Here is an 18,960-nt window from a genome sequence, read left to right as displayed (position 1 = left end):
CAATAAAGGGGGAATCGTCGTAATCCCACGCCGATCCTCTGGCTGCGGGGCGCGGCATAATAATCAGAGCCGTGCCCTCCGTCTATGATCTGAGCAGGGTGAATTTAAAATTTTTTTTTGCATCTCCCCCTTGATGCCCGATGTTACGACCCCATCTTGTATGCAACCGCAGTGGTGAGCCTGGAAAAAAAAGCATGAAGGCGCTTGAAACGACACGTTTCGCCCTTATTACAGGTTCATAATCACATGTTGATCGAATTTTTAGTGGAGACGTTTAGATGGGTAAAATTATTGGTATCGACCTGGGTACTACCAACTCTTGTGTAGCAATTATGGATGGCAACACCCCGCGTGTGCTGGAAAACGCTGAAGGCGATCGCACCACGCCTTCGATCATTGCTTATACCCAGGATGGTGAAACTCTGGTTGGACAGCCGGCTAAACGTCAGGCAGTGACTAACCCGCAGAACACTCTGTTCGCGATCAAACGCCTGATTGGCCGTCGTTTCCAGGACGAAGAAGTGCAGCGTGATGAAGCCATCATGCCGTACAAAATCGTTGCTGCTGATAACGGCGATGCATGGCTGGACGTGAAAGGCACCAAAACTGCACCACCGCAGATTTCTGCTGAAGTGCTGAAAAAAATGAAGAAAACCGCTGAAGATTACCTGGGTGAGCCGGTAACTGAAGCTGTTATCACCGTACCTGCATACTTCAACGATGCTCAGCGTCAGGCAACCAAAGACGCTGGCCGTATCGCGGGTCTGGAAGTAAAACGTATCATCAACGAACCAACCGCAGCTGCACTGGCTTACGGTCTGGATAAAGAAGTCGGTAACCGCACCATCGCTGTATACGACCTGGGCGGCGGTACTTTCGATATCTCTATCATCGAAATCGACGAAGTTGATGGCGAAAAAACCTTCGAAGTACTGGCGACCAACGGTGATACCCACCTCGGTGGTGAAGACTTCGACAGCCGTCTGATCAACTACCTCGTTGAAGAGTTCAAGAAAGATCAGGGCATCGACCTGCGTAACGACCCGCTGGCAATGCAGCGTCTGAAAGAAGCAGCAGAAAAAGCGAAAATCGAGCTTTCTTCTGCACAGCAGACCGACGTTAACCTGCCGTACATCACTGCAGATGCGACCGGTCCGAAACACATGAACATCAAAGTGACTCGCGCGAAACTGGAAAGCCTGGTAGAAGACCTGGTTAACCGTTCAATCGAGCCGCTGAAAGTTGCACTGCAGGACGCTGGCCTGTCCGTATCCGACATTCAGGACGTTCTCCTGGTTGGCGGTCAGACCCGTATGCCAATGGTGCAGAAAAAAGTTGCTGAGTTCTTCGGTAAAGAACCGCGTAAAGACGTTAACCCGGACGAAGCAGTTGCCGTTGGTGCTGCGGTTCAGGGCGGCGTGCTGACCGGTGAAGTGAAAGACGTTCTGCTGCTGGACGTTACCCCGCTGTCGCTGGGTATCGAAACCATGGGCGGTGTGATGACTGCGCTCATCAACAAAAACACCACTATCCCAACCAAGCACAGCCAGGTGTTCTCTACCGCTGAAGACAACCAGTCTGCGGTAACCATCCATGTGCTGCAGGGTGAACGTAAACGTGCAGGCGATAACAAATCTCTGGGTCAGTTCAACCTGGATGGTATCAGCCCGGCACAGCGCGGCATGCCGCAGATCGAAGTAACCTTCGATATCGATGCCGATGGTATCCTGCACGTTTCCGCGAAAGATAAAAACAGCGGTAAAGAGCAGAAGATCACCATCAAAGCGTCTTCCGGTCTGAACGAAGAAGAAATCCAGAAAATGGTGCGTGAAGCAGAAGCTAACGCCGAGTCTGACCGTAAGTTCGAAGAGCTGGTTCAGACCCGTAACCAGGGCGACCACCTGCTGCACAGCACGCGTAAGCAGGTTGAAGAAGCCGGTGAACAGCTGCCAGCTGACGACAAAACTGCTATCGAGTCTGCACTGACTGCGCTAGAAGGCTCTCTGAAAAGCGAAGACAAAGCGGATATCGAAGCGAAAATGCAGGCGGTTGCCGAAGCTTCTCAGAAGCTGATGGAAATTGCTCAGCAGCAGCACGCACAGCAGCAGGCTGGCGGCGCTGACGCTTCCGCGAACAACGCGAAAGATGACGATGTTGTCGACGCTGAGTTCGAAGAAGTTAAAGATAAAAAATAATCGCCCTGATGCAGGGTAATTAACTGGCACGGGCGTCGGAGTTTACTCCACGCCCGTGCTCGCATGTTAAGGGCAGAAAAACAGAAATGGCGAAGAGAGACTATTACGAGGTTTTAGGCGTTTCCAAAACATCGGAAGAGCGTGAAATCAAAAAGGCTTACAAACGCCTGGCGATGAAGTTTCACCCGGACCGTAATCAGGGTGACAAAGAAGCCGAAGCCAAATTCAAAGAAATCAAAGAAGCGTATGAGATCCTGACCGACGCGCAGAAGCGCTCGGCGTACGATCAGTACGGTCATGCAGCCTTTGAACAGGGCGGCGGTGGATTCGGTGGCGGCGGCTTTGGCGGCGGCGGGGCAGACTTCGGCGACATCTTCGGCGATGTATTTGGTGATATCTTCGGTGGAAGCCGTGGTCGCCAACGTGCATCCCGTGGTTCAGACCTGCGCTACAACATGGATCTGACGCTGGAAGAAGCCGTTCGCGGCGTGACGAAAGAGATCCGCATTCCGACGCTGGAAGAGTGTGAAGTTTGCCACGGCAGCGGCGCGAAATCCGGTTCCAAACCGCAGACCTGTCCGACCTGTCATGGTCAGGGCCAGGTGCAAATGCGTCAGGGCTTCTTTGCCGTGCAGCAGACCTGTCCGCACTGTCAGGGCCGCGGCACACTGATTAAAGATCCGTGCAACAGCTGTCACGGTCACGGTCGCGTTGAGAAGACCAAAACCCTGTCGGTTAAAATCCCGGCGGGCGTCGATACCGGTGACCGTATTCGTCTGACAGGCGAAGGTGAAGCGGGTGAGCACGGTGCACCAGCAGGCGATCTGTACGTTCAGGTGCAGGTGAAACAGCACCCAATCTTCGAGCGCGAAGGAAATAACCTGTACTGCGAAGTGCCGATCAACTTTGCGATGGCTGCGCTCGGCGGTGAAATCGAAGTTCCGACCCTCGACGGTCGTGTGAACCTGAAAGTGCCTGGCGAAACCCAGACTGGCAAGCTGTTCCGTATGCGCGGTAAAGGCGTGAAGTCCGTTCGCGGTGGCGCTCAGGGCGACTTGCTGTGCCGCGTAGTGGTAGAAACACCGGTCAGCCTGAACGAAAAACAGAAGCAGCTGCTGAAAGATCTGCAGGATAGTTTTGGTGGCCCAACGGGTGAGCAAAACAGCCCGCGCTCCAAAAGCTTCTTCGACGGCGTGAAAAAATTCTTTGATGATTTGACCCGATAATTCTTCTGGCCTCATCATTAAACCTAAAGCCCGGGTCTCAACAACCCGGGCTTTTTTTAATCCTGGCATTATACTTCGATAATGCCGATCTAAATTGCAGTGATAATCTGTTTTTAACGAGCCATCCTGGTGGTTATTATGGTTTTATCGATGTATTAACGGAAAAGAGAGAGTAAAAGTGAAACATCTTCAGCGTTTTTTTAGCAATGAGGCTTCAGGGGGCATCATCTTGATCATCGCCGCCGCGCTGGCGATGCTGTTGGCGAACATGGGTTCGACCAGCGGTCTGTATCATTCTTTTCTGGAAACACCGGTGCAGCTCAAAGTGGGCGCGCTGGAAATCAACAAGAACATGCTGCTGTGGATTAACGACGCGCTGATGGCGGTGTTCTTCCTGCTCATCGGACTAGAGGTCAAACGTGAGTTGATTGTTGGCTCGCTGGCTAGCCGTCGAGAGGCGATTTTCCCGGTGATTGCGGCCCTGGGCGGCATGGTGGTCCCGGCGCTGGTGTACCTGGCCTTTAACTTCCAGGACCCGATTACGCGCGAAGGCTGGGCGATTCCGGCTGCGACTGATATAGCCTTTGCGCTCGGCGTGCTGGCGTTGCTCGGTAGCCGTGTTCCGGCGTCGCTGAAAATTTTCCTGATGGCGCTGGCGATCATTGATGACCTGGGCGCTATCGTCATTATCGCGCTGTTTTATACCAGCGACCTGTCGCTACTGTCACTGGGCGTCGCTGCGGCGGCCATTGTGGCGTTGGCTATTCTCAACCTGACGGGCGTACGTCGTACCGGGATTTATATCCTGGTCGGGGTCATCCTGTGGACGGCGGTATTGAAATCGGGTGTGCATGCCACACTGGCGGGCGTAATTGTCGGTTTCTTCATTCCGCTGAAAGAGCAGAATGGCAAATCTCCGGCGGTGCAGCTTGAGCATGTGCTGCATCCGTGGGTCGCGTACCTGATCCTGCCATTGTTTGCATTTGCCAACGCCGGTGTTTCGCTGCAAGGCGTGACGATTGAAGGTCTGACTTCACTGCTGCCGCTGGGCATTATTGCCGGTCTGTTTATTGGTAAGCCGTTGGGTATTAGCCTGTTCTGTTGGCTGGCGCTGAAAATGAAATGGGCGACGCTGCCTGCGGGCACCACTTTCAAGCAGATTATGGCAGTCGGGGTGCTGTGCGGTATCGGTTTTACCATGTCGATATTCATTGCCTCGCTGGCTTTCGGGGACGTTGACCCTGCGCTGATTAACTGGGCGAAGCTCGGCATTCTGATTGGTTCGGTGCTGTCGGCGGTGGTCGGCTATGGCTTACTCAGAATGCGCACATCCTCGGAGCAGGCCCAGGTCTGACATCACATCACAAGAGAGCCCTGAGTGGCTCTCTTTTTGACATCCATCAGGGAGCGAAAACGTGTCGCACATTAACTACAACCACCTCTACTACTTCTGGCACGTCTACAAAGAAGGCTCGGTCGTGGGCGCCGCGGAAGCGCTGTATCTGACGCCGCAGACTATCACTGGTCAGATTAAAGCGCTGGAAGAGCGTTTGCAGGGCAAACTGTTTAAACGTAAGGGCAGGGGACTTGAGCCGAGCGAACTGGGCGAACTGGTTTTTCGCTACGCGGATAAAATGTTTACCCTGAGTCAGGAGATGCTCGACATCATCAACTACCGCAAAGAGTCGAACCTGTTGTTCGACGTCGGCGTGGCGGATGCGCTGTCGAAACGGCTGGTCAGCGGCGTGCTGGACGCGGCGGTGGTAGAGGATGAGCAAATTCACCTGCGCTGCTATGAATCGACGCACGAGATGCTGCTGGAGCAGCTCAGTCAGCACAAGCTGGACATGATTATTTCCGATTGCCCGATTGATTCGACGCAGCAGGAAGGGCTGTTCTCGGTAAAAATCGGCGAATGCAGCGTCAGCTTCTGGTGTATGAATCCGCTGCCGGAAAAACCGTTCCCGGCTTGTCTGGAGGAACGTCGGTTGTTGATCCCAGGGCGTCGTTCGATGCTCGGACGCAAGCTGCTGAACTGGATTAACACCCAGGGGCTGAAAGTGGAAGTGCTGGGAGAGTTTGACGACGCGGCGCTGATGAAAGCCTTTGGTGCGGCACATAACGCGATTTTCGTCGCCCCGACGCTCTACGCGCACGATTTATATGCCGATGACAACATCGTTGAAATCGGGCGAGTGGAAAACGTCATGGAGGAGTATCACGCGATCTTTGCCGAACGCATGATCCAACACCCGGCGGTGCAGCGAATCTGCAATCGTGACTACTCTGCGCTGTTTGAACTGCCGCGTTAGGCAAAACGCAGATATAAAAAAACCCGCCGAGGCGGGTTTTTCTTCAACAAAGACTCAGCGAGCGGGCGATTAAGCCAGTTTGCTGATCTGCGCAGCCAGGTTGGCTTTATGACGCGCAGCTTTGTTTTTGTGGATCAGACCTTTAGCAGCCTGACGGTCCACGATTGGTTGCATTTCGTTAAATGCTTTCTGTGCAGCAGCTTTATCGCCTGCTTCTACAGCTGCGTATACTTTCTTGATGAAAGTACGCATCATAGAACGACGGCTAGCGTTGTGCTTGCGGGCCTTTTCAGACTGAACGGCGCGCTTCTTAGCTGATTTGATATTAGCCAAGGTCCAACTCCCAAATATGATCTATATAGACAATTCAAAGGCCGAGGAATATGCCCTCTTAGCCTTCTTTTGTCAATGGATTTGTGCAAATAAGCGCCGTTAGTAATACAACGCTTGGTTACGTAGTGATGGCGCAGGATTCTACCAGCTTGCGCCCACCGAATACAGCCTTTCTGCGATAAAAATCGCCAGTGACGCCAGATTTGAGTGGTGTTTATATCAAGGTGGATGAAATCGTTGCATCTTTCGTAAACGAGGTGCAATCGCCGGTTAACGTCGCCTGCTCGACAAGGTATACTTTCACGATTTTCACTGTATTGAGCCAGACATGAAGCTGATACGCGGCATACATAATCAAGGTCAGGCACCGCATGGGTGCGTGTTAACCATTGGCAATTTCGACGGCGTGCACCGTGGGCATCAGGCGCTATTAGAGCGTTTGCGTGCAGAAGGGCGCGAGCGCGGCCTGCCAGTTGTGGTGGTGATTTTTGAGCCGCAGCCGCTGGAGCTTTTCGCGACGGATAAAGCCCCGGCGCGTCTGACGCGTTTGCGCGATAAGGTCCGTTATCTGGCCGAAAGCGGCGTGGACTACGTTCTTTGCGTCCGCTTTGACCGCCGTTTCGCGGCCCTGACGGCGCAGGAATTTATCAGCGAGCTGCTGGTGAAACGCCTGGGCGTACGGTATCTGGCGGTCGGTGATGATTTCCGCTTCGGCGCTGGTCGCGAAGGGGATTTCTTGTTATTACAGAAGGCTGGCGCGGAATTCGGTTTCGACGTCACCAGCACCCAAACGTTTTGTGAAGGCGGCCTGCGCATCAGCAGCACCGCGGTGCGTCAGGCACTGGCTGAGGATGACCTCGAGCTTGCACAAACGCTGCTGGGCCATCCTTTCAGCATTTCTGGGCGCGTGGTTCACGGTGATGAACTGGGGCGCACCATTGGTTTCCCGACGGCGAATATACCGCTGCGTCGTCAGGTTTCCCCGGTTAAAGGGGTATATGCGGTGGAAGTGGCGGGGCTGGGCGATAAGCTATTACCCGGCGTGGCCAATATCGGCACCCGCCCAACGGTGGCTGGCGTGCGCCAGCAGCTGGAAGTACATCTGCTAGACGTTGTAATGGACCTTTATGGTCGCCATATAGACGTCATACTGCGTAAAAAAATACGCGACGAGCAGCGATTTTCATCGCTGGACGAATTAAAAGCGCAAATCGCGCGTGATGAATTAACGGCTCGCGAGTTGTTCGGGCTATCAAACCCGGCGTAATGCCAACGTAAATAGACGGAAACGAGAATCTGATGAGTGACTATAAATCAACCCTGAATTTGCCGGAAACAGGGTTCCCGATGCGTGGCGACCTCGCCAAACGCGAACCGGGAATGCTGGCCCGTTGGACCGATGATGACCTTTACGGTGTCATCCGTGCAGCGAAAAAAGGCAAAAAGACGTTCATTCTGCATGATGGCCCTCCCTATGCGAATGGCAGCATTCATATTGGTCACTCCGTCAACAAGATTCTGAAAGACATTATCGTTAAGTCTAAAGGCCTGACGGGCTTTGACTCGCCGTACGTACCGGGTTGGGACTGCCACGGTCTGCCAATCGAACTGAAAGTTGAGCAGGAATTCGGTAAGCCAGGTGAGAAATTCACCGCGGCAGAATTCCGCGCGAAATGCCGTGAATATGCGGCCACTCAGGTTAATGGGCAGCGTGAAGACTTCATCCGTCTGGGCGTGCTGGGCGACTGGTCTCGTCCGTACCTGACCATGGACTTCAACACCGAAGCCAACATCATCCGTGCGCTGGGTAAAATCATCGGCAACGGCCACCTGCATAAAGGCGCGAAGCCTGTGCACTGGTGCGTAGACTGCCGTTCTGCGCTGGCTGAAGCGGAAGTGGAATACTACGACAAAACCTCTCCATCCATCGACGTGGCGTTCAACGCCGTCTCCGAGGATGCGGTGAAGGCGAAATTTGGCGTGGCTTCCGTTAATGGCCCAATTTCTCTGGTTATATGGACCACCACGCCGTGGACCCTGCCCGCTAACCGCGCCATCTCTCTGTCAGCAGAGTTTGAATATGCGCTGGTGCAGGTAGAAGGTCAGGCAATTATCCTGGCGAAAGATCTGGTTGAAAGCGTGCTGAAACGCGCGAACATCACCGACTTCACCGTGCTTGGCACCGTGAAGGGGGATGAGCTGGAACTGATGCGCTTCAAGCATCCATTCCTCGATTTCGACGTGCCGGCCATCTTGGGCGATCACGTTACCCTGGATGCGGGTACCGGTGCGGTACACACCGCCGGTGGCCACGGTCCTGACGACTACACCATCAGCCAGAAATACGGTCTGGAAATCGCCAACCCGGTTGGACCGGATGGCGCGTATGTGGCGGGTACTTATCCGACCCTGGACGGTGTGAACGTTTTCAAAGCTAACGACGTTATCGTCAACATGCTGCGTGAAAGCGGCGCGCTTTTGCACGTTGAGAAGCTGGTTCACAGCTATCCGTGCTGCTGGCGTCACAAAACGCCGATCATCTTCCGTGCGACCCCACAGTGGTTCATCAGCATGGATCAGAAAGGCTTGCGTGAGCAGTCGCTGAAAGAGATCAAAGACGTGCAGTGGATCCCGGACTGGGGCCAGGCGCGTATCGAATCAATGGTCGCAAACCGTCCTGACTGGTGTATCTCCCGTCAGCGTACGTGGGGCGTGCCAATGTCTCTGTTCGTGCACAAAGAGACGCAGGAACTGCACCCGCGCACGCTTGAGCTGATGGAAGACGTGGCGAAACGCGTTGAGCAGGACGGCATTCAGGCGTGGTGGGATCTCGACCCACGCGACATCATGGGCGACGACGCTGACACCTACGAGAAAGTGCCAGACACGCTCGACGTATGGTTCGACTCCGGTTCTACCCACTCGTCTGTGGTTGACGTGCGTCCGGAGTTCTCCGGTCACGCGGCAGATATGTATCTGGAAGGTTCTGACCAGCATCGCGGTTGGTTCATGTCTTCGCTGATGATTTCCACGGCGATGAAAGGCAAAGCGCCTTACCGTCAGGTACTGACCCACGGTTTCACCGTTGACGGTCAGGGACGCAAAATGTCCAAGTCGATCGGTAACACCGTATCGCCGCAGGACGTGATGAACAAACTGGGCGCAGATATCCTGCGTCTGTGGGTGGCTTCCACCGACTATACTGGCGAAATGGCGGTCTCTGATGAGATCCTCAAACGTGCTGCCGACAGCTATCGTCGTATCCGTAACACCGCGCGCTTCTTGCTGGCGAACCTCAACGGTTTCGATCCGGTAAAAGACATGGTGAAACCGGAAGAGATGGTGGTACTGGATCGCTGGGCGGTGGGCTGTGCGCAGGCCGCACAGGAAGACATCCTGAAAGCGTATGAGTCTTACGATTTCCACGAAGTGGTGCAGCGCCTGATGCGCTTCTGCTCCATCGAAATGGGCTCGTTCTATCTCGACATCATCAAAGACCGTCAGTACACCGCGAAACCAGACAGTGTTGCACGTCGCAGCTGCCAGACCGCGCTGTATCACATCGCGGAAGCACTGGTTCGCTGGATGGCTCCTATCATGTCCTTCACCGCGGATGAAATCTGGGGCTACCTGCCAGGCTCCCGCGAGAAGTATGTCTTCACCGGTGAGTGGTATACCGGTCTGTTTGGCCTGGCGGAAACCGAAGCGATGAACGATGGCTTCTGGGACGAACTGCTGAAAGTGCGCAGCGAAGTGAACAAAGTCATCGAGCAGGCGCGTGCTGATAAGAAAGTGGGCGGTTCTCTGGAAGCGGCGGTCACGCTGTATGCCGAGCCAGAACTGGCGGCGAAACTGACCGCGCTGGGCGATGAATTGCGATTTGTCCTGTTGACCTCCGGGGCTTCCGTTGCGGATTATGCTGCGGCAACTTCCGAAGCGCAGCAGAGCGAATTGCTGAAAGGCCTGAAAGTGGCGTTGCAGAAAGCCGAAGGTGACAAGTGCCCGCGCTGCTGGCATTACACCACCGATATCGGCCAGGTGGCGGAACACGCAGAAATCTGCGGCCGCTGTGTCAGCAATATCGCCGGTGCCGGCGAAAAACGTAAGTTTGCCTGATGAGTCAATCACTCTGTAAAAGCGGACTGCGCTGGCTGTGGCTGGTGGTGGTTGTGCTGATTATCGATCTTGGCAGTAAGTTCCTGATCCTCCAGCATTTCATGCTGGGGGAAACGGTCTCGCTGTTCCCATCGTTGAACCTGCACTACGCCCGTAATTATGGCGCGGCGTTTAGCTTCCTCGCCGACAGAGGTGGCTGGCAGCGTTGGTTCTTTGCTGGCATCGCCATCGGTATCTGTGTGATTTTGGCGGTACTGATGTACCGTTCGAAAGCCACTCAGAAGCTGAATAACATCGCCTATGCGCTGATTATCGGCGGCGCGCTGGGTAACCTGTTTGACCGGTTGTGGCACGGTTTCGTGGTCGACATGATCGACTTCTACGTCGGCAACTGGCACTTTGCGACCTTCAACCTTGCCGATTCCGCAATCTGTATTGGTGCGGCACTGGTGGTGCTGGAAGGCTTTTTGCCGAACGCGGCCGCGAAGAAACAGGCGTAAAAAATCGCCGGCGGCGCTAACGCTTGCCCGGCCTACGACATCCGTAGGCCCGGTCAGCGCAGCACCACCGGGCAACATTAGCGAGCAAATCTGCATGTCTAAATCTGTACAGAGCAATAGCGCGGTGCTGGTGCACTTCACCCTGAAACTCGAAGATGGCTCCACGGCTGAATCCACCCGTAACAACGGTAAACCCGCGCTGTTTCGTTTGGGTGATGCCTCGCTGTCAGAAGGGCTGGAGCAACATCTGCTAGGCTTGAAAGAAGGGGATAAAACCACCTTTTCCCTCGAGCCAGACGCGGCCTTTGGCGTGCCGAGCCCGGACCTGGTTCAGTACTTCTCGCGTCGTGAGTTTTTAGATGCTGGCGAGCCGGACATTGGCGCGATCATGCTCTTTACCGCAATGGATGGCAGCGAAATGCCAGGGGTTATTCGTGAAGTTAACGGCGACTCGATCACCGTCGATTTCAACCACCCGCTGGCGGGGCGTACCGTTCATTTTGATATTGAAGTGCTGGAGATAGACCCGGCACTGGAGGCATAAAATGCAGATCCTGTTGGCCAACCCGCGCGGTTTCTGCGCCGGTGTAGACCGCGCTATCAGCATTGTTGAAAACGCGCTGGAGATCTTCGGCGCGCCGATTTACGTCCGCCATGAAGTGGTGCACAACCGCTACGTGGTCGACAGCCTGCGTCAGCGCGGCGCTATCTTCATCGAGCAAATCAGCGAAGTGCCGGACGGCACGATCCTGATTTTCTCCGCGCACGGCGTTTCTCAGGCGGTACGAAACGAAGCCAAAAGCCGTGACCTGACGGTCTTCGACGCGACTTGTCCGCTGGTGACCAAAGTACATATGGAAGTCGCCCGCGCCAGCCGTCGTGGCGAAGAGTCGATTCTGATTGGTCACGCCGGCCACCCGGAAGTTGAAGGCACCATGGGTCAGTATAGCAACCCAGCCGGAGGCATGTATTTGGTCGAATCGCCGGAAGACGTCTGGACGCTGAACGTTAAAAACGAAACTCGTCTGTCATTCATGACCCAGACCACGCTCTCCGTCGACGATACCTCTGACGTGATTGATGCCCTGCGCCAACGTTTCCCGAAAATCGTCGGACCGCGTAAAGACGACATCTGCTACGCGACGACTAACCGTCAGGAAGCGGTGCGCGACCTCGCACAGCGCGCGGATGTGGTACTGGTGGTGGGTTCCAAAAACTCCTCCAACTCCAACCGTCTGGCTGAGCTGGCTCAACGTATGGGCAAAGCGGCATTCCTGATTGATGATTCCACCGATATTCAGGAAGAGTGGGTGAAAACGGCAGGCTGCGTCGGTGTCACCGCCGGAGCCTCTGCGCCGGATATTCTGGTGCAGAACGTGATTTCACGCCTGCAGGAACTCGGTGGCGGCGATGCCATCCCGCTTGAAGGCCGCGAAGAAAACATCGTTTTCGAAGTGCCGAAAGAGCTGCGACTCGATATCCGCGAAGTGGAATAAGTTTTTTTCGATGCCGATATACTCTAAATAATTCGAGTTGCAGGCAGGCGGCGAACCTGTGAATTCCCAGGAGCTTACTAAAGTAAGTGACTGGGGCGAACCGGTGAAGCCAACGCACATGCAGCTTGAAGTATGACGAGTATAAAAATGCCAGGCTAACACCTGGCTTTTTTATGGAGGAATCATGCCCTTATCTTTTATTCTCGACACCGACCCTGGCATCGACGACGCTGCCGCCATTGCCGCCGCGCTGTTTGCCCCTGAACTCAAACTCCAGCTGATAACCACCGTCGCCGGGAATGTCTCCGTAGAAAAAACAACGCGTAATGCCCTGCAATTACTGCATTTTTGGCAGGCTGATGTGCCGGTCGCCCAGGGTGCAGCCACGCCGTTATTACGCCCGCTGCGCGATGCCGCCTATGTTCATGGCGAATCCGGAATGGAAGGCTACGACTTTGTCGATCACCAGCGTCAGCCGCTGGCGAAACCTGCTTTCATTGCTATCCGTGATGCGCTGATGAGCGCCCCGGAGCCGTTGACGCTGGTGGCGATTGGCCCGCTGACCAACATTGCTCTGCTGCTGACGCATTATCCGGAGTGTAAATTCAATATCCGCCGCCTGGTGATTATGGGCGGTTCGGCCGGACGCGGTAACTTCACGCCGAATGCAGAATTCAATATTGCCATCGACCCGGAAGCCGCAGAGCGCGTGTTCCAGAGCGGGATTGAGATTGTGATGTGCGGCCTGGATGTCACCAATCAGGCACTGTTAACCCCGGAATATCTGGCGACGCTGCCCGAAGTGAACCAGACCGGGAAAATGCTGCATTCGTTGTTTAGCCACTATCGCAGCGGCAGCATGGGCAGCGGCCTGCGGATGCATGACCTCTGCGCCATCGCCTGGCTGGTACGCCCGGAATTATTCACCCTCAAACCGTGTTTTGTGACGGTCGAAACCCAGGGGACCTGGACTGCCGGCACCACGGTGGTCGATATCGAAAACCGCTTCGAACGCCCGGCAAACGCGCAGGTGGCGCTGGGTCTGGACGTCGACGGCTTCCGTCAGTGGGTGGCTGAAGTGATCGCGCTGGCACCGTAAGCACGACTAAAGCTTCTCGCTGAGATAATCAATCATCGCCCGCATTCTGGCGGGCATGTGTTTATTGCCCGACCACAGCAGCCATAGCTGGCCGGAATAGCGACTGATAAACTCCCATTCCGGCAGCACCTGCACAATGTCCCCGTTTTCCAGCGCTTCTCGGGCGGTAAACAGCGGCAGGCTGCCGATTCCCAGATGCTGTTTGACGGCGTCCAGACGCACCGCGGTATGGTTGGCGGCATAGCGGCCCTGAGTCCGAATGGTCTCCGTTTTGCCCTCACGCCGAAATTTCCAGCGGGCGTCCCCAGGCATCTCGCCGAGACTAATACAGCTATGCGCGGCCAGTTCCTGAGGGGTTTTGGGTGTGCCGTGCTGCTGTAAATACGCGGGTGTTGCGCAGATGATATGTGTGACCGGTATCAGCAGCTTACCGTGCAGCCCGGGAGAAGGGGAATGGGTAATGCGCAGCGCCAGATCAATCCCGTCATCAATGAAATCCAGCACTCTGTCCTCCAGTCGCAGACAAACGTCCACCTGCGGATAGCGCGTCAAAAATTCCATCATCAGAGGATGTACCACAAACCGCCCGACGGCTTTCGGCACACTGAGCGTCAGTTTTCCCTGCGCGATGGCCTGCTCACGGTTGGCGCCATCCATCGCCTGGCGAGCGGCCTCCAGCATCTGCTGCGCATGTTGATAAACTGTCTTTCCGCTGTCGCTCAGACGCAGTTTTCGCGTTGTCCGGTGTAGCAATTTGCTGCCAATTTCGTGTTCCAGTCGAGAAACGCTGCGACTAATGGCTGAAGGCGTCGCCCCGGATTTTCGGGCTACGGCGGAAAAACTGCCCTGGTCGACAACCTGGACGAACAGCGCGAGATCGGGAAGTAAGCTCAGATTCATTTGTGCCTGCTGCGCAAAGGTGCATTGAGAATGAATGGGATTATCGTTACAGATGATATCAATATACTGTCCAGAACCAGAGGAGAACAACCATGACAGAACGCCTTTATTACACCAGCGACGCCACTGAAGGGCGGGCACAAATACTGCGTTGCGAGCCCGACGCGGAAGGGCGCTACGCTGTGGAACTGGACCGAACGTTGTTTCATCCACAGGGGGGCGGCCAGCCCGCAGACAGCGGCTGGATTGCGGGCGTGGCGGTCGAAAGCGTAATGACGCGCGGCGACCACGTCGTACATTTATTGTCGCAGCCGCTGTTGCCTGGCGAGGTGTCGATTGAGGTGGATGCGGCGGCGCGGTTACTGCATTCCAGGCTGCATTCTGCCGGACATATGATTGGTCAGGCGGGCGAGCAGCTCGGCTGGCAGCCCGTCAAAGCGCATCACTGGCCGGGGGAAGGGCGGATTACGTTTGTGGCCAGAGATAATTCCGCGTTACCGGAAGCCAGCGCATTACAGGCAAAAATTGACGGCTGGGTATCAGAGAATCTGCCACGGCGCCTTTCCATTGAAGAGGGCTTACGCCAGGTCGGATTCGGCGAGCAGACTGCATATCCGTGCGGCGGCACTCACGTTGCCAGCTTGTCAGCGCTCGGTGAAGTGGTGATAACCCAACTGAAGCTCAAAAAAGGCCAGATGGTGGTCAGCTATACCCTAGCGTGATCCTGCGGCAAAGTGAGCCATCTCACAGTCGGTTAATCGATTAATCTGCTAATCTTATTCCGTTGTTCTCCTCGGGCCGGAGAAACTGATGAATCCTTCAATAACAATGCCGCCGCAGGTGGCATGGGCAAGCGGTGCTCTTTCTGACGCGCCGCTCATCCAAAAAACGACTCACCTCGGTGATTTAAATAACGTCTTTGCCGACGATGACGCGTGGCGGTGCTGTGAACCTACGCTCGCCGTCTATCGCGTTGAAATGTTTGATACTCCCTCGGGGGAGGGCGAACTGTATACCGGCGTGACCCATCTCAACCCAGGCCGCGTCGGCAATGAGTTCTTCATGACCCGTGGTCATTTCCACGCCCGCCGCGAGCAGGGCGAAATCTACTTTGGTCTGCGTGGCGAAGGACTGCTGCTGTTGCAGGACGAGCAAGGACACACCCGGCTGGAGCAGGTTCGGCCAGGTTCTGTGCATCACATCGCCGGTTTCACGGCGCATCGACTGATCAATATCGGCAGCGATATTCTGTCGGCGCTGGCCGTATGGCCCAGCGTCGCCGGGCATGATTACGCTGCGCTGAGCGGCGGTTTTGCTCTGCGGGTAACGGCTGACACGCTGAAGTTGATGGCGAAAGAGGTGCAGAATGGCTGACCGCGCGCGACGTTTTGGCCTGGATATGACTATTCAGCGCCAGCCGATGGGTTTTACCTACGGCGACGATGTCATTGGGCCGATGCCGGAGATCCGCACCCTGGCGCAAATCCGGCCTTCGCTGCGGGATCCGACGTGCGACGGGCCGGAAGAGGTGTATGCGATAGCCATGGACGTCGCCAGACTTCAGGATCGCGAAGAGCTGAAAAAGCGTATGCTGCTGTTTGGCGTTGTTACCTATGCGGCCGGAAAACTAGGGGATGAACCCGTTCGCAGCCAGGGGCATATTCATCGCATCAGCCAGCACAGCGGCTGGTCGCCGCCGGAGCTGTATGAAATCTGGCAGGGCAAAGCGATTATTTATATGCAGGAGTATGTGGCTGACGATCCGGGGCGCTGCTTTGCGGTGATTGCCGGGCCTGGCGAAAAAGTGCTGGTACCGCCGGGCTGGGGACATGCCACGATTTCGGCCGATTCAGAGCAGCCGCTGACCTTTGGCGCCTGGTGTGACAGGGAATATGGCTTTGAATATGACGCCGTACGGGCACGTAAGGGGCTGGCATGGTATCCGTTGTGGCAGGATAAACAGATTATCTGGCAGCATAATTCTCACTATGCTTCCGCCCGCTTGCAGGTGATCCCGCCACGCGCATATCGGGAGTTTGGTCTTACCGACGCCCCCATTTATCAGCAGTTTATCGACTCCCCCGCGCGCTTCCAGTTCATCTCACGCCCGGATAAAACCGCCGCGTTGTGGCAGAACTTTCATCCATAAAATTATTCCGGTGGCGCTACGCCTACCGGGTCTGCCGAGTATTCCAGGCCCGGCAAACGCAGTGCCGCCGGGCGAGTCAGGCAAACAACCCTGTCGCGACACCGACCGCTGCCAGTACCAGCAACAGGAGCATCGCTTTGACCGGTGATACGCCGCGCTTGGCCATCAGATACCAGGTGCCGAGCACCACGATCAGCGGCAGCAACTGTGGGAAAATCCCGTCCAGCATCTGTTGCAGGTGTATATTCACGCCATCTTTGGTCACGAACTCCAGGCCTGAGCCGAGCTTAACGTAGCTCGCTGCTACGCCGCCCATCACAAACACCCCGAGCAGCGACAGCGCTTCACGCAGACGAGTCGATTTGCTGCTGACCAGCATTTCAACCGATCCGGAGCCCATCTGGTAGCCCTTCAAAAACAGGAACCACGATCCGGGCAGAATGATCGCCAGCCACGCGACGGTGTAAAACAGCGGGCCAAGAATATTGCCCCCAGCGGCCAGTGCCATGCCGATACTGAGCAGAATGGGGATTAGCATGCCGGGGATCATCGAATCGCCGATCCCGGCGATCGGTCCCATGAGCCCGACCTTCAGGGTGTTAATGGTTTCTCCGTCGATTGGCTCACCGTTGGCTTTTTTCTCCTCCAGGCCCAGCGCCATGCCGTTGACGATCGCGCCCAGTTGCGGCTCGGTGTTGTAGAACGACGCGTGACGACGCAGCATTTCGGTGCGCTGTGCGGCATCCGGGTACAGCTTTTTCGCCACCGGCAGCATGCTCAGGCAGAAACCGAACGATTCCAGACGTTCGAAGCTCATTGAAGACAGATTATGCATCATCCACGCGCGCCAGCAGCGGCGCAGATCGGTGCGGGTCAGTTTACGTTCTTCCATCAGAATTCATCCTCATCATCGACAGTCGGCTTCGCGGCGGCAGTCTGCGGCGCTTCTGGCTTGTAGTTGTAGTGGATAAGCGCCAGCAGCGCGCCAACAATCACCAGCGCCACCATGTTCAGTTTCAGGAACACGATGCAGATAAAGCCGACGAGGAAATAGATAATCATGGTGTAGTTTTTGATGATTTGTTTCAGCAGGATAGCGATACCCACCGCCGGTAAAATGCCGCCCAGGACGCTCATGGTGGAAATGACAATCGCCGGCAGGCTGTCCATAAAGCCGCTGATGTACTGCGCGCCAAAGTAAACGGCAATAAACGTCGGTACGAAGCGCAGCACAAAGTTTGTGGCCTGGGGCCAGATGGCGCTGTTGAGGTAAATGCCGCGTTCGTCGCCGCGCTCAAGGGCGCTGTCTGCCCGGTGGTTCCAGAAGGAATTGAGCATCATCATGGTGTTGAACAAAATGGTGCCCGCGATCCCGATGGTGGCGGCCAGGGCGACGGCGACTTCCGGGCCTTTGCCGGACAGGATCCCCAGCGCGATTGCGGGATATGCGACAAAGTTCAGGTCCGCAGGCATCGAACCGCCCGGCGTGACCATCGCGATATACACTGCCTGCACCGCGACGCCGATCAGGATCCCGGTTTTCACATCGCCGAGGATCAGGCCGACCAGCATCCCGGAGACCAGCGGGCGGGAAATCAGATACCAGCCGCCGGTCAGACCGAACAGCCAGGGGCTGCTGAGCGCGCCGAGGTAACAGAGCAGGCCAATCAGAGTGGCTTCGAATATCATTTTCGGCTCCTTATTTCAGTTTCTGACGCGCGTCCTGCCAGCTGTAACAGCTGGCATCGGGCACCAGGCGAAACTCGACGTGATGGCCTTGGGCGCAGAGCCATTCAAACGCGGCCGCTTCCTCGGCGGTCACCGACTGGTTCGGGCCAATAGTGGTGCTGTTGGCGCGCGCGCTCATCGGCCCGACGTTGATTTTGCCGTTGCTGTTTTTCAGGCTGATCCCGGCCTGCTCAATGCGCTGCAGCGTGAGCGGAGATTTGCCAATCACGAAATACCGTTTCTCGCTGGCAATGACTTTGGGCAGCTTTTCGATGGCGGTGGCGGTATCAAACAGCCAGACTTTGGTGTCCGACACCGCACCTTTCATTACCGACGAGAGCAGCGGGTCGGCCGCAACGGCATCGTCAATCGCCACGATACCGTCACAGGGCAGCTCTTTGGCCCAGCGTGTGACGAGTTGCCCATGGATGACGCGGTCATCAATACGTACGAAAGAAAGACTCATAGAACACCTCGTTAAAAATCATCAGATTGGGTGAATGCGACCGGTACCGCGATGACCAGCGTGGGCTGAGTTAATGCCAGCAGTTGTGCTGCGGCGGCATGAACGTCGGTCAGGAGATGGATGTCGTCGGTTTGCAGCAGCATCGGCAAATTTACCCCTGCCAGAACTGCCATTGGCGGCGTCATAGCGGGTGAAAAGGCGTGCTGGCAGGCGACGTTCCACGGCGTGCCGCTTTGCATATCGCACAGCACCAGTACGCCGTCTGCATTGTGTTGGGCCTTCACCAGGGTGGTGGCGAAATCGTCTCTGAAACCGTCTATCCCGGCGGTTTCATTGAGCGAGACGGGAAAGATATACGGCAACTCGCCGTACACCAGCGTCGCGCTGTCCAGCAGGGCGTTCGCCAGCGGGCCATGAGACGCGACAATCACGTTAATCAT

19 protein-coding genes and 1 pseudogene are annotated in these 18,960 nt (G+C 55.8%); 14 read left to right on the top strand and 6 right to left on the bottom strand.

What is annotated here, in order from left to right; translation table 11 throughout:
- Positions 1–278: 278 nt before the first annotated feature.
- From dnaK to nhaR, 4 genes are all read left to right on the top strand, one after another.
- Positions 279–2,195, top strand: coding sequence for a molecular chaperone DnaK (gene dnaK / locus MUU51_RS12815; RefSeq protein WP_159771293.1), 1,917 nt, complete (start codon positions 279–281; stop codon positions 2,193–2,195).
- Between the two features lie 86 nt (positions 2,196–2,281).
- Positions 2,282–3,421, top strand: coding sequence for a molecular chaperone DnaJ (gene dnaJ, locus MUU51_RS12810; RefSeq protein WP_258967882.1), 1,140 nt, complete (start codon positions 2,282–2,284; stop codon positions 3,419–3,421).
- A gap of 178 nt (positions 3,422–3,599) precedes the next feature.
- Positions 3,600–4,775: a Na+/H+ antiporter NhaA gene (gene nhaA / locus MUU51_RS12805; protein WP_159771287.1), complete on the top strand. Its 1,176-nt coding sequence runs from the start codon at positions 3,600–3,602 to the stop codon at positions 4,773–4,775.
- Positions 4,776–4,836: 61 nt separating this feature from the next.
- The gene (gene nhaR, locus MUU51_RS12800; RefSeq protein ID WP_110510707.1) at positions 4,837–5,733 is read left to right on the top strand and encodes a transcriptional activator NhaR; all 897 of its coding nucleotides are present in this window, start codon (positions 4,837–4,839) and stop codon (positions 5,731–5,733) included.
- Positions 5,734–5,802: 69 nt separating this feature from the next.
- Here nhaR and rpsT read toward each other — a convergent pair whose 3' ends face one another.
- Positions 5,803–6,066, bottom strand: coding sequence for a 30S ribosomal protein S20 (gene rpsT / locus MUU51_RS12795; RefSeq protein ID WP_110510708.1), 264 nt, complete (start codon positions 6,064–6,066; stop codon positions 5,803–5,805).
- Positions 6,067–6,184: 118 nt separating this feature from the next.
- On the opposite strand from rpsT, the pseudogene MUU51_RS12790 reads away from it, so the two are divergent.
- From MUU51_RS12790 to rihC, 7 genes and pseudogenes are all read left to right on the top strand, one after another.
- Positions 6,185–6,387: pseudogene (locus MUU51_RS12790) on the top strand (DUF2575 domain-containing protein); the annotation flags it as partial.
- A gap of 7 nt (positions 6,388–6,394) precedes the next feature.
- Positions 6,395–7,333, top strand: a complete 939-nt coding sequence (ribF, locus tag MUU51_RS12785; protein ID WP_159771284.1) for a bifunctional riboflavin kinase/FAD synthetase — start codon at positions 6,395–6,397, stop codon at positions 7,331–7,333.
- Between the two features lie 32 nt (positions 7,334–7,365).
- A complete protein-coding gene (ileS, locus tag MUU51_RS12780; protein WP_159771281.1) occupies positions 7,366–10,182 on the top strand; it encodes an isoleucine--tRNA ligase in 2,817 nt (938 codons plus the stop codon).
- Positions 10,182–10,682 (top strand): signal peptidase II, encoded by a 501-nt coding sequence (gene lspA, locus MUU51_RS12775; protein ID WP_258967881.1) that lies wholly within the window; start codon positions 10,182–10,184, stop codon positions 10,680–10,682. Before ileS ends, lspA begins: the two co-directional genes overlap by 1 nt.
- A gap of 94 nt (positions 10,683–10,776) precedes the next feature.
- Positions 10,777–11,226 (top strand): FKBP-type peptidyl-prolyl cis-trans isomerase, encoded by a 450-nt coding sequence (gene fkpB / locus MUU51_RS12770; RefSeq protein ID WP_110510874.1) that lies wholly within the window; start codon positions 10,777–10,779, stop codon positions 11,224–11,226.
- Between the two features lies 1 nt (position 11,227).
- Positions 11,228–12,178 (top strand): 4-hydroxy-3-methylbut-2-enyl diphosphate reductase, encoded by a 951-nt coding sequence (ispH, locus tag MUU51_RS12765; RefSeq protein WP_133460971.1) that lies wholly within the window; start codon positions 11,228–11,230, stop codon positions 12,176–12,178.
- Positions 12,179–12,362: 184 nt separating this feature from the next.
- Positions 12,363–13,277 (top strand): ribonucleoside hydrolase RihC, encoded by a 915-nt coding sequence (gene rihC / locus MUU51_RS12760; RefSeq protein ID WP_159771271.1) that lies wholly within the window; start codon positions 12,363–12,365, stop codon positions 13,275–13,277.
- A 6-nt stretch (positions 13,278–13,283) separates the two neighbouring features.
- Here the strand turns inward: rihC and MUU51_RS12755 are convergent, their stop codons facing one another.
- On the bottom strand, positions 13,284–14,177 hold the full coding sequence (locus MUU51_RS12755) for a LysR family transcriptional regulator (RefSeq protein WP_258967880.1): 894 nt from the start codon (positions 14,175–14,177) through the stop codon (positions 13,284–13,286).
- A gap of 92 nt (positions 14,178–14,269) precedes the next feature.
- Between MUU51_RS12755 and MUU51_RS12750 the strand changes: the two genes are divergently transcribed.
- From MUU51_RS12750 to MUU51_RS12740, 3 genes are all read left to right on the top strand, one after another.
- Positions 14,270–14,899: an alanyl-tRNA editing protein gene (locus tag MUU51_RS12750; RefSeq protein ID WP_258967879.1), complete on the top strand. Its 630-nt coding sequence runs from the start codon at positions 14,270–14,272 to the stop codon at positions 14,897–14,899.
- A gap of 88 nt (positions 14,900–14,987) precedes the next feature.
- Positions 14,988–15,551, top strand: coding sequence for a glucose-6-phosphate isomerase family protein (locus MUU51_RS12745; RefSeq protein ID WP_258967878.1), 564 nt, complete (start codon positions 14,988–14,990; stop codon positions 15,549–15,551).
- Positions 15,544–16,326, top strand: a complete 783-nt coding sequence (locus MUU51_RS12740) for a glucose-6-phosphate isomerase family protein (protein WP_258967877.1) — start codon at positions 15,544–15,546, stop codon at positions 16,324–16,326. Before MUU51_RS12745 ends, MUU51_RS12740 begins: the two co-directional genes overlap by 8 nt.
- Positions 16,327–16,402: 76 nt before the next feature.
- On the opposite strand, the gene MUU51_RS12735 is transcribed toward MUU51_RS12740, so the two are convergent.
- From MUU51_RS12735 to MUU51_RS12720, 4 genes are read right to left on the bottom strand one after another with little or no spacing between them, the layout of a single operon-like run.
- Complete coding sequence (locus tag MUU51_RS12735; RefSeq protein WP_258967876.1) at positions 16,403–17,218, bottom strand: PTS system mannose/fructose/sorbose family transporter subunit IID; 816 nt, start codon at positions 17,216–17,218, stop codon at positions 16,403–16,405.
- Positions 17,218–18,015, bottom strand: a complete 798-nt coding sequence (locus tag MUU51_RS12730) for a PTS mannose/fructose/sorbose/N-acetylgalactosamine transporter subunit IIC (RefSeq protein WP_258967875.1) — start codon at positions 18,013–18,015, stop codon at positions 17,218–17,220. Before MUU51_RS12730 ends, MUU51_RS12735 begins: the two co-directional genes overlap by 1 nt.
- Positions 18,016–18,025: 10 nt before the next feature.
- Positions 18,026–18,520 (bottom strand): PTS sugar transporter subunit IIB, encoded by a 495-nt coding sequence (locus MUU51_RS12725; RefSeq protein ID WP_159771252.1) that lies wholly within the window; start codon positions 18,518–18,520, stop codon positions 18,026–18,028.
- Between the two features lie 11 nt (positions 18,521–18,531).
- On the bottom strand, positions 18,532–18,960 hold the full coding sequence (locus MUU51_RS12720; RefSeq protein ID WP_258967874.1) for a PTS sugar transporter subunit IIA: 429 nt from the start codon (positions 18,958–18,960) through the stop codon (positions 18,532–18,534).

Origin of the sequence: Scandinavium manionii (assembly GCF_024764775.1) — a bacterium.
In the GTDB taxonomy this organism is placed as follows: Bacteria; Pseudomonadota; Gammaproteobacteria; order Enterobacterales; family Enterobacteriaceae; genus Scandinavium; species Scandinavium manionii.
The sequence above is the reverse complement of the archived record's forward strand: the minus strand, read 5'-3'. Positions and strand labels throughout refer to the sequence as shown.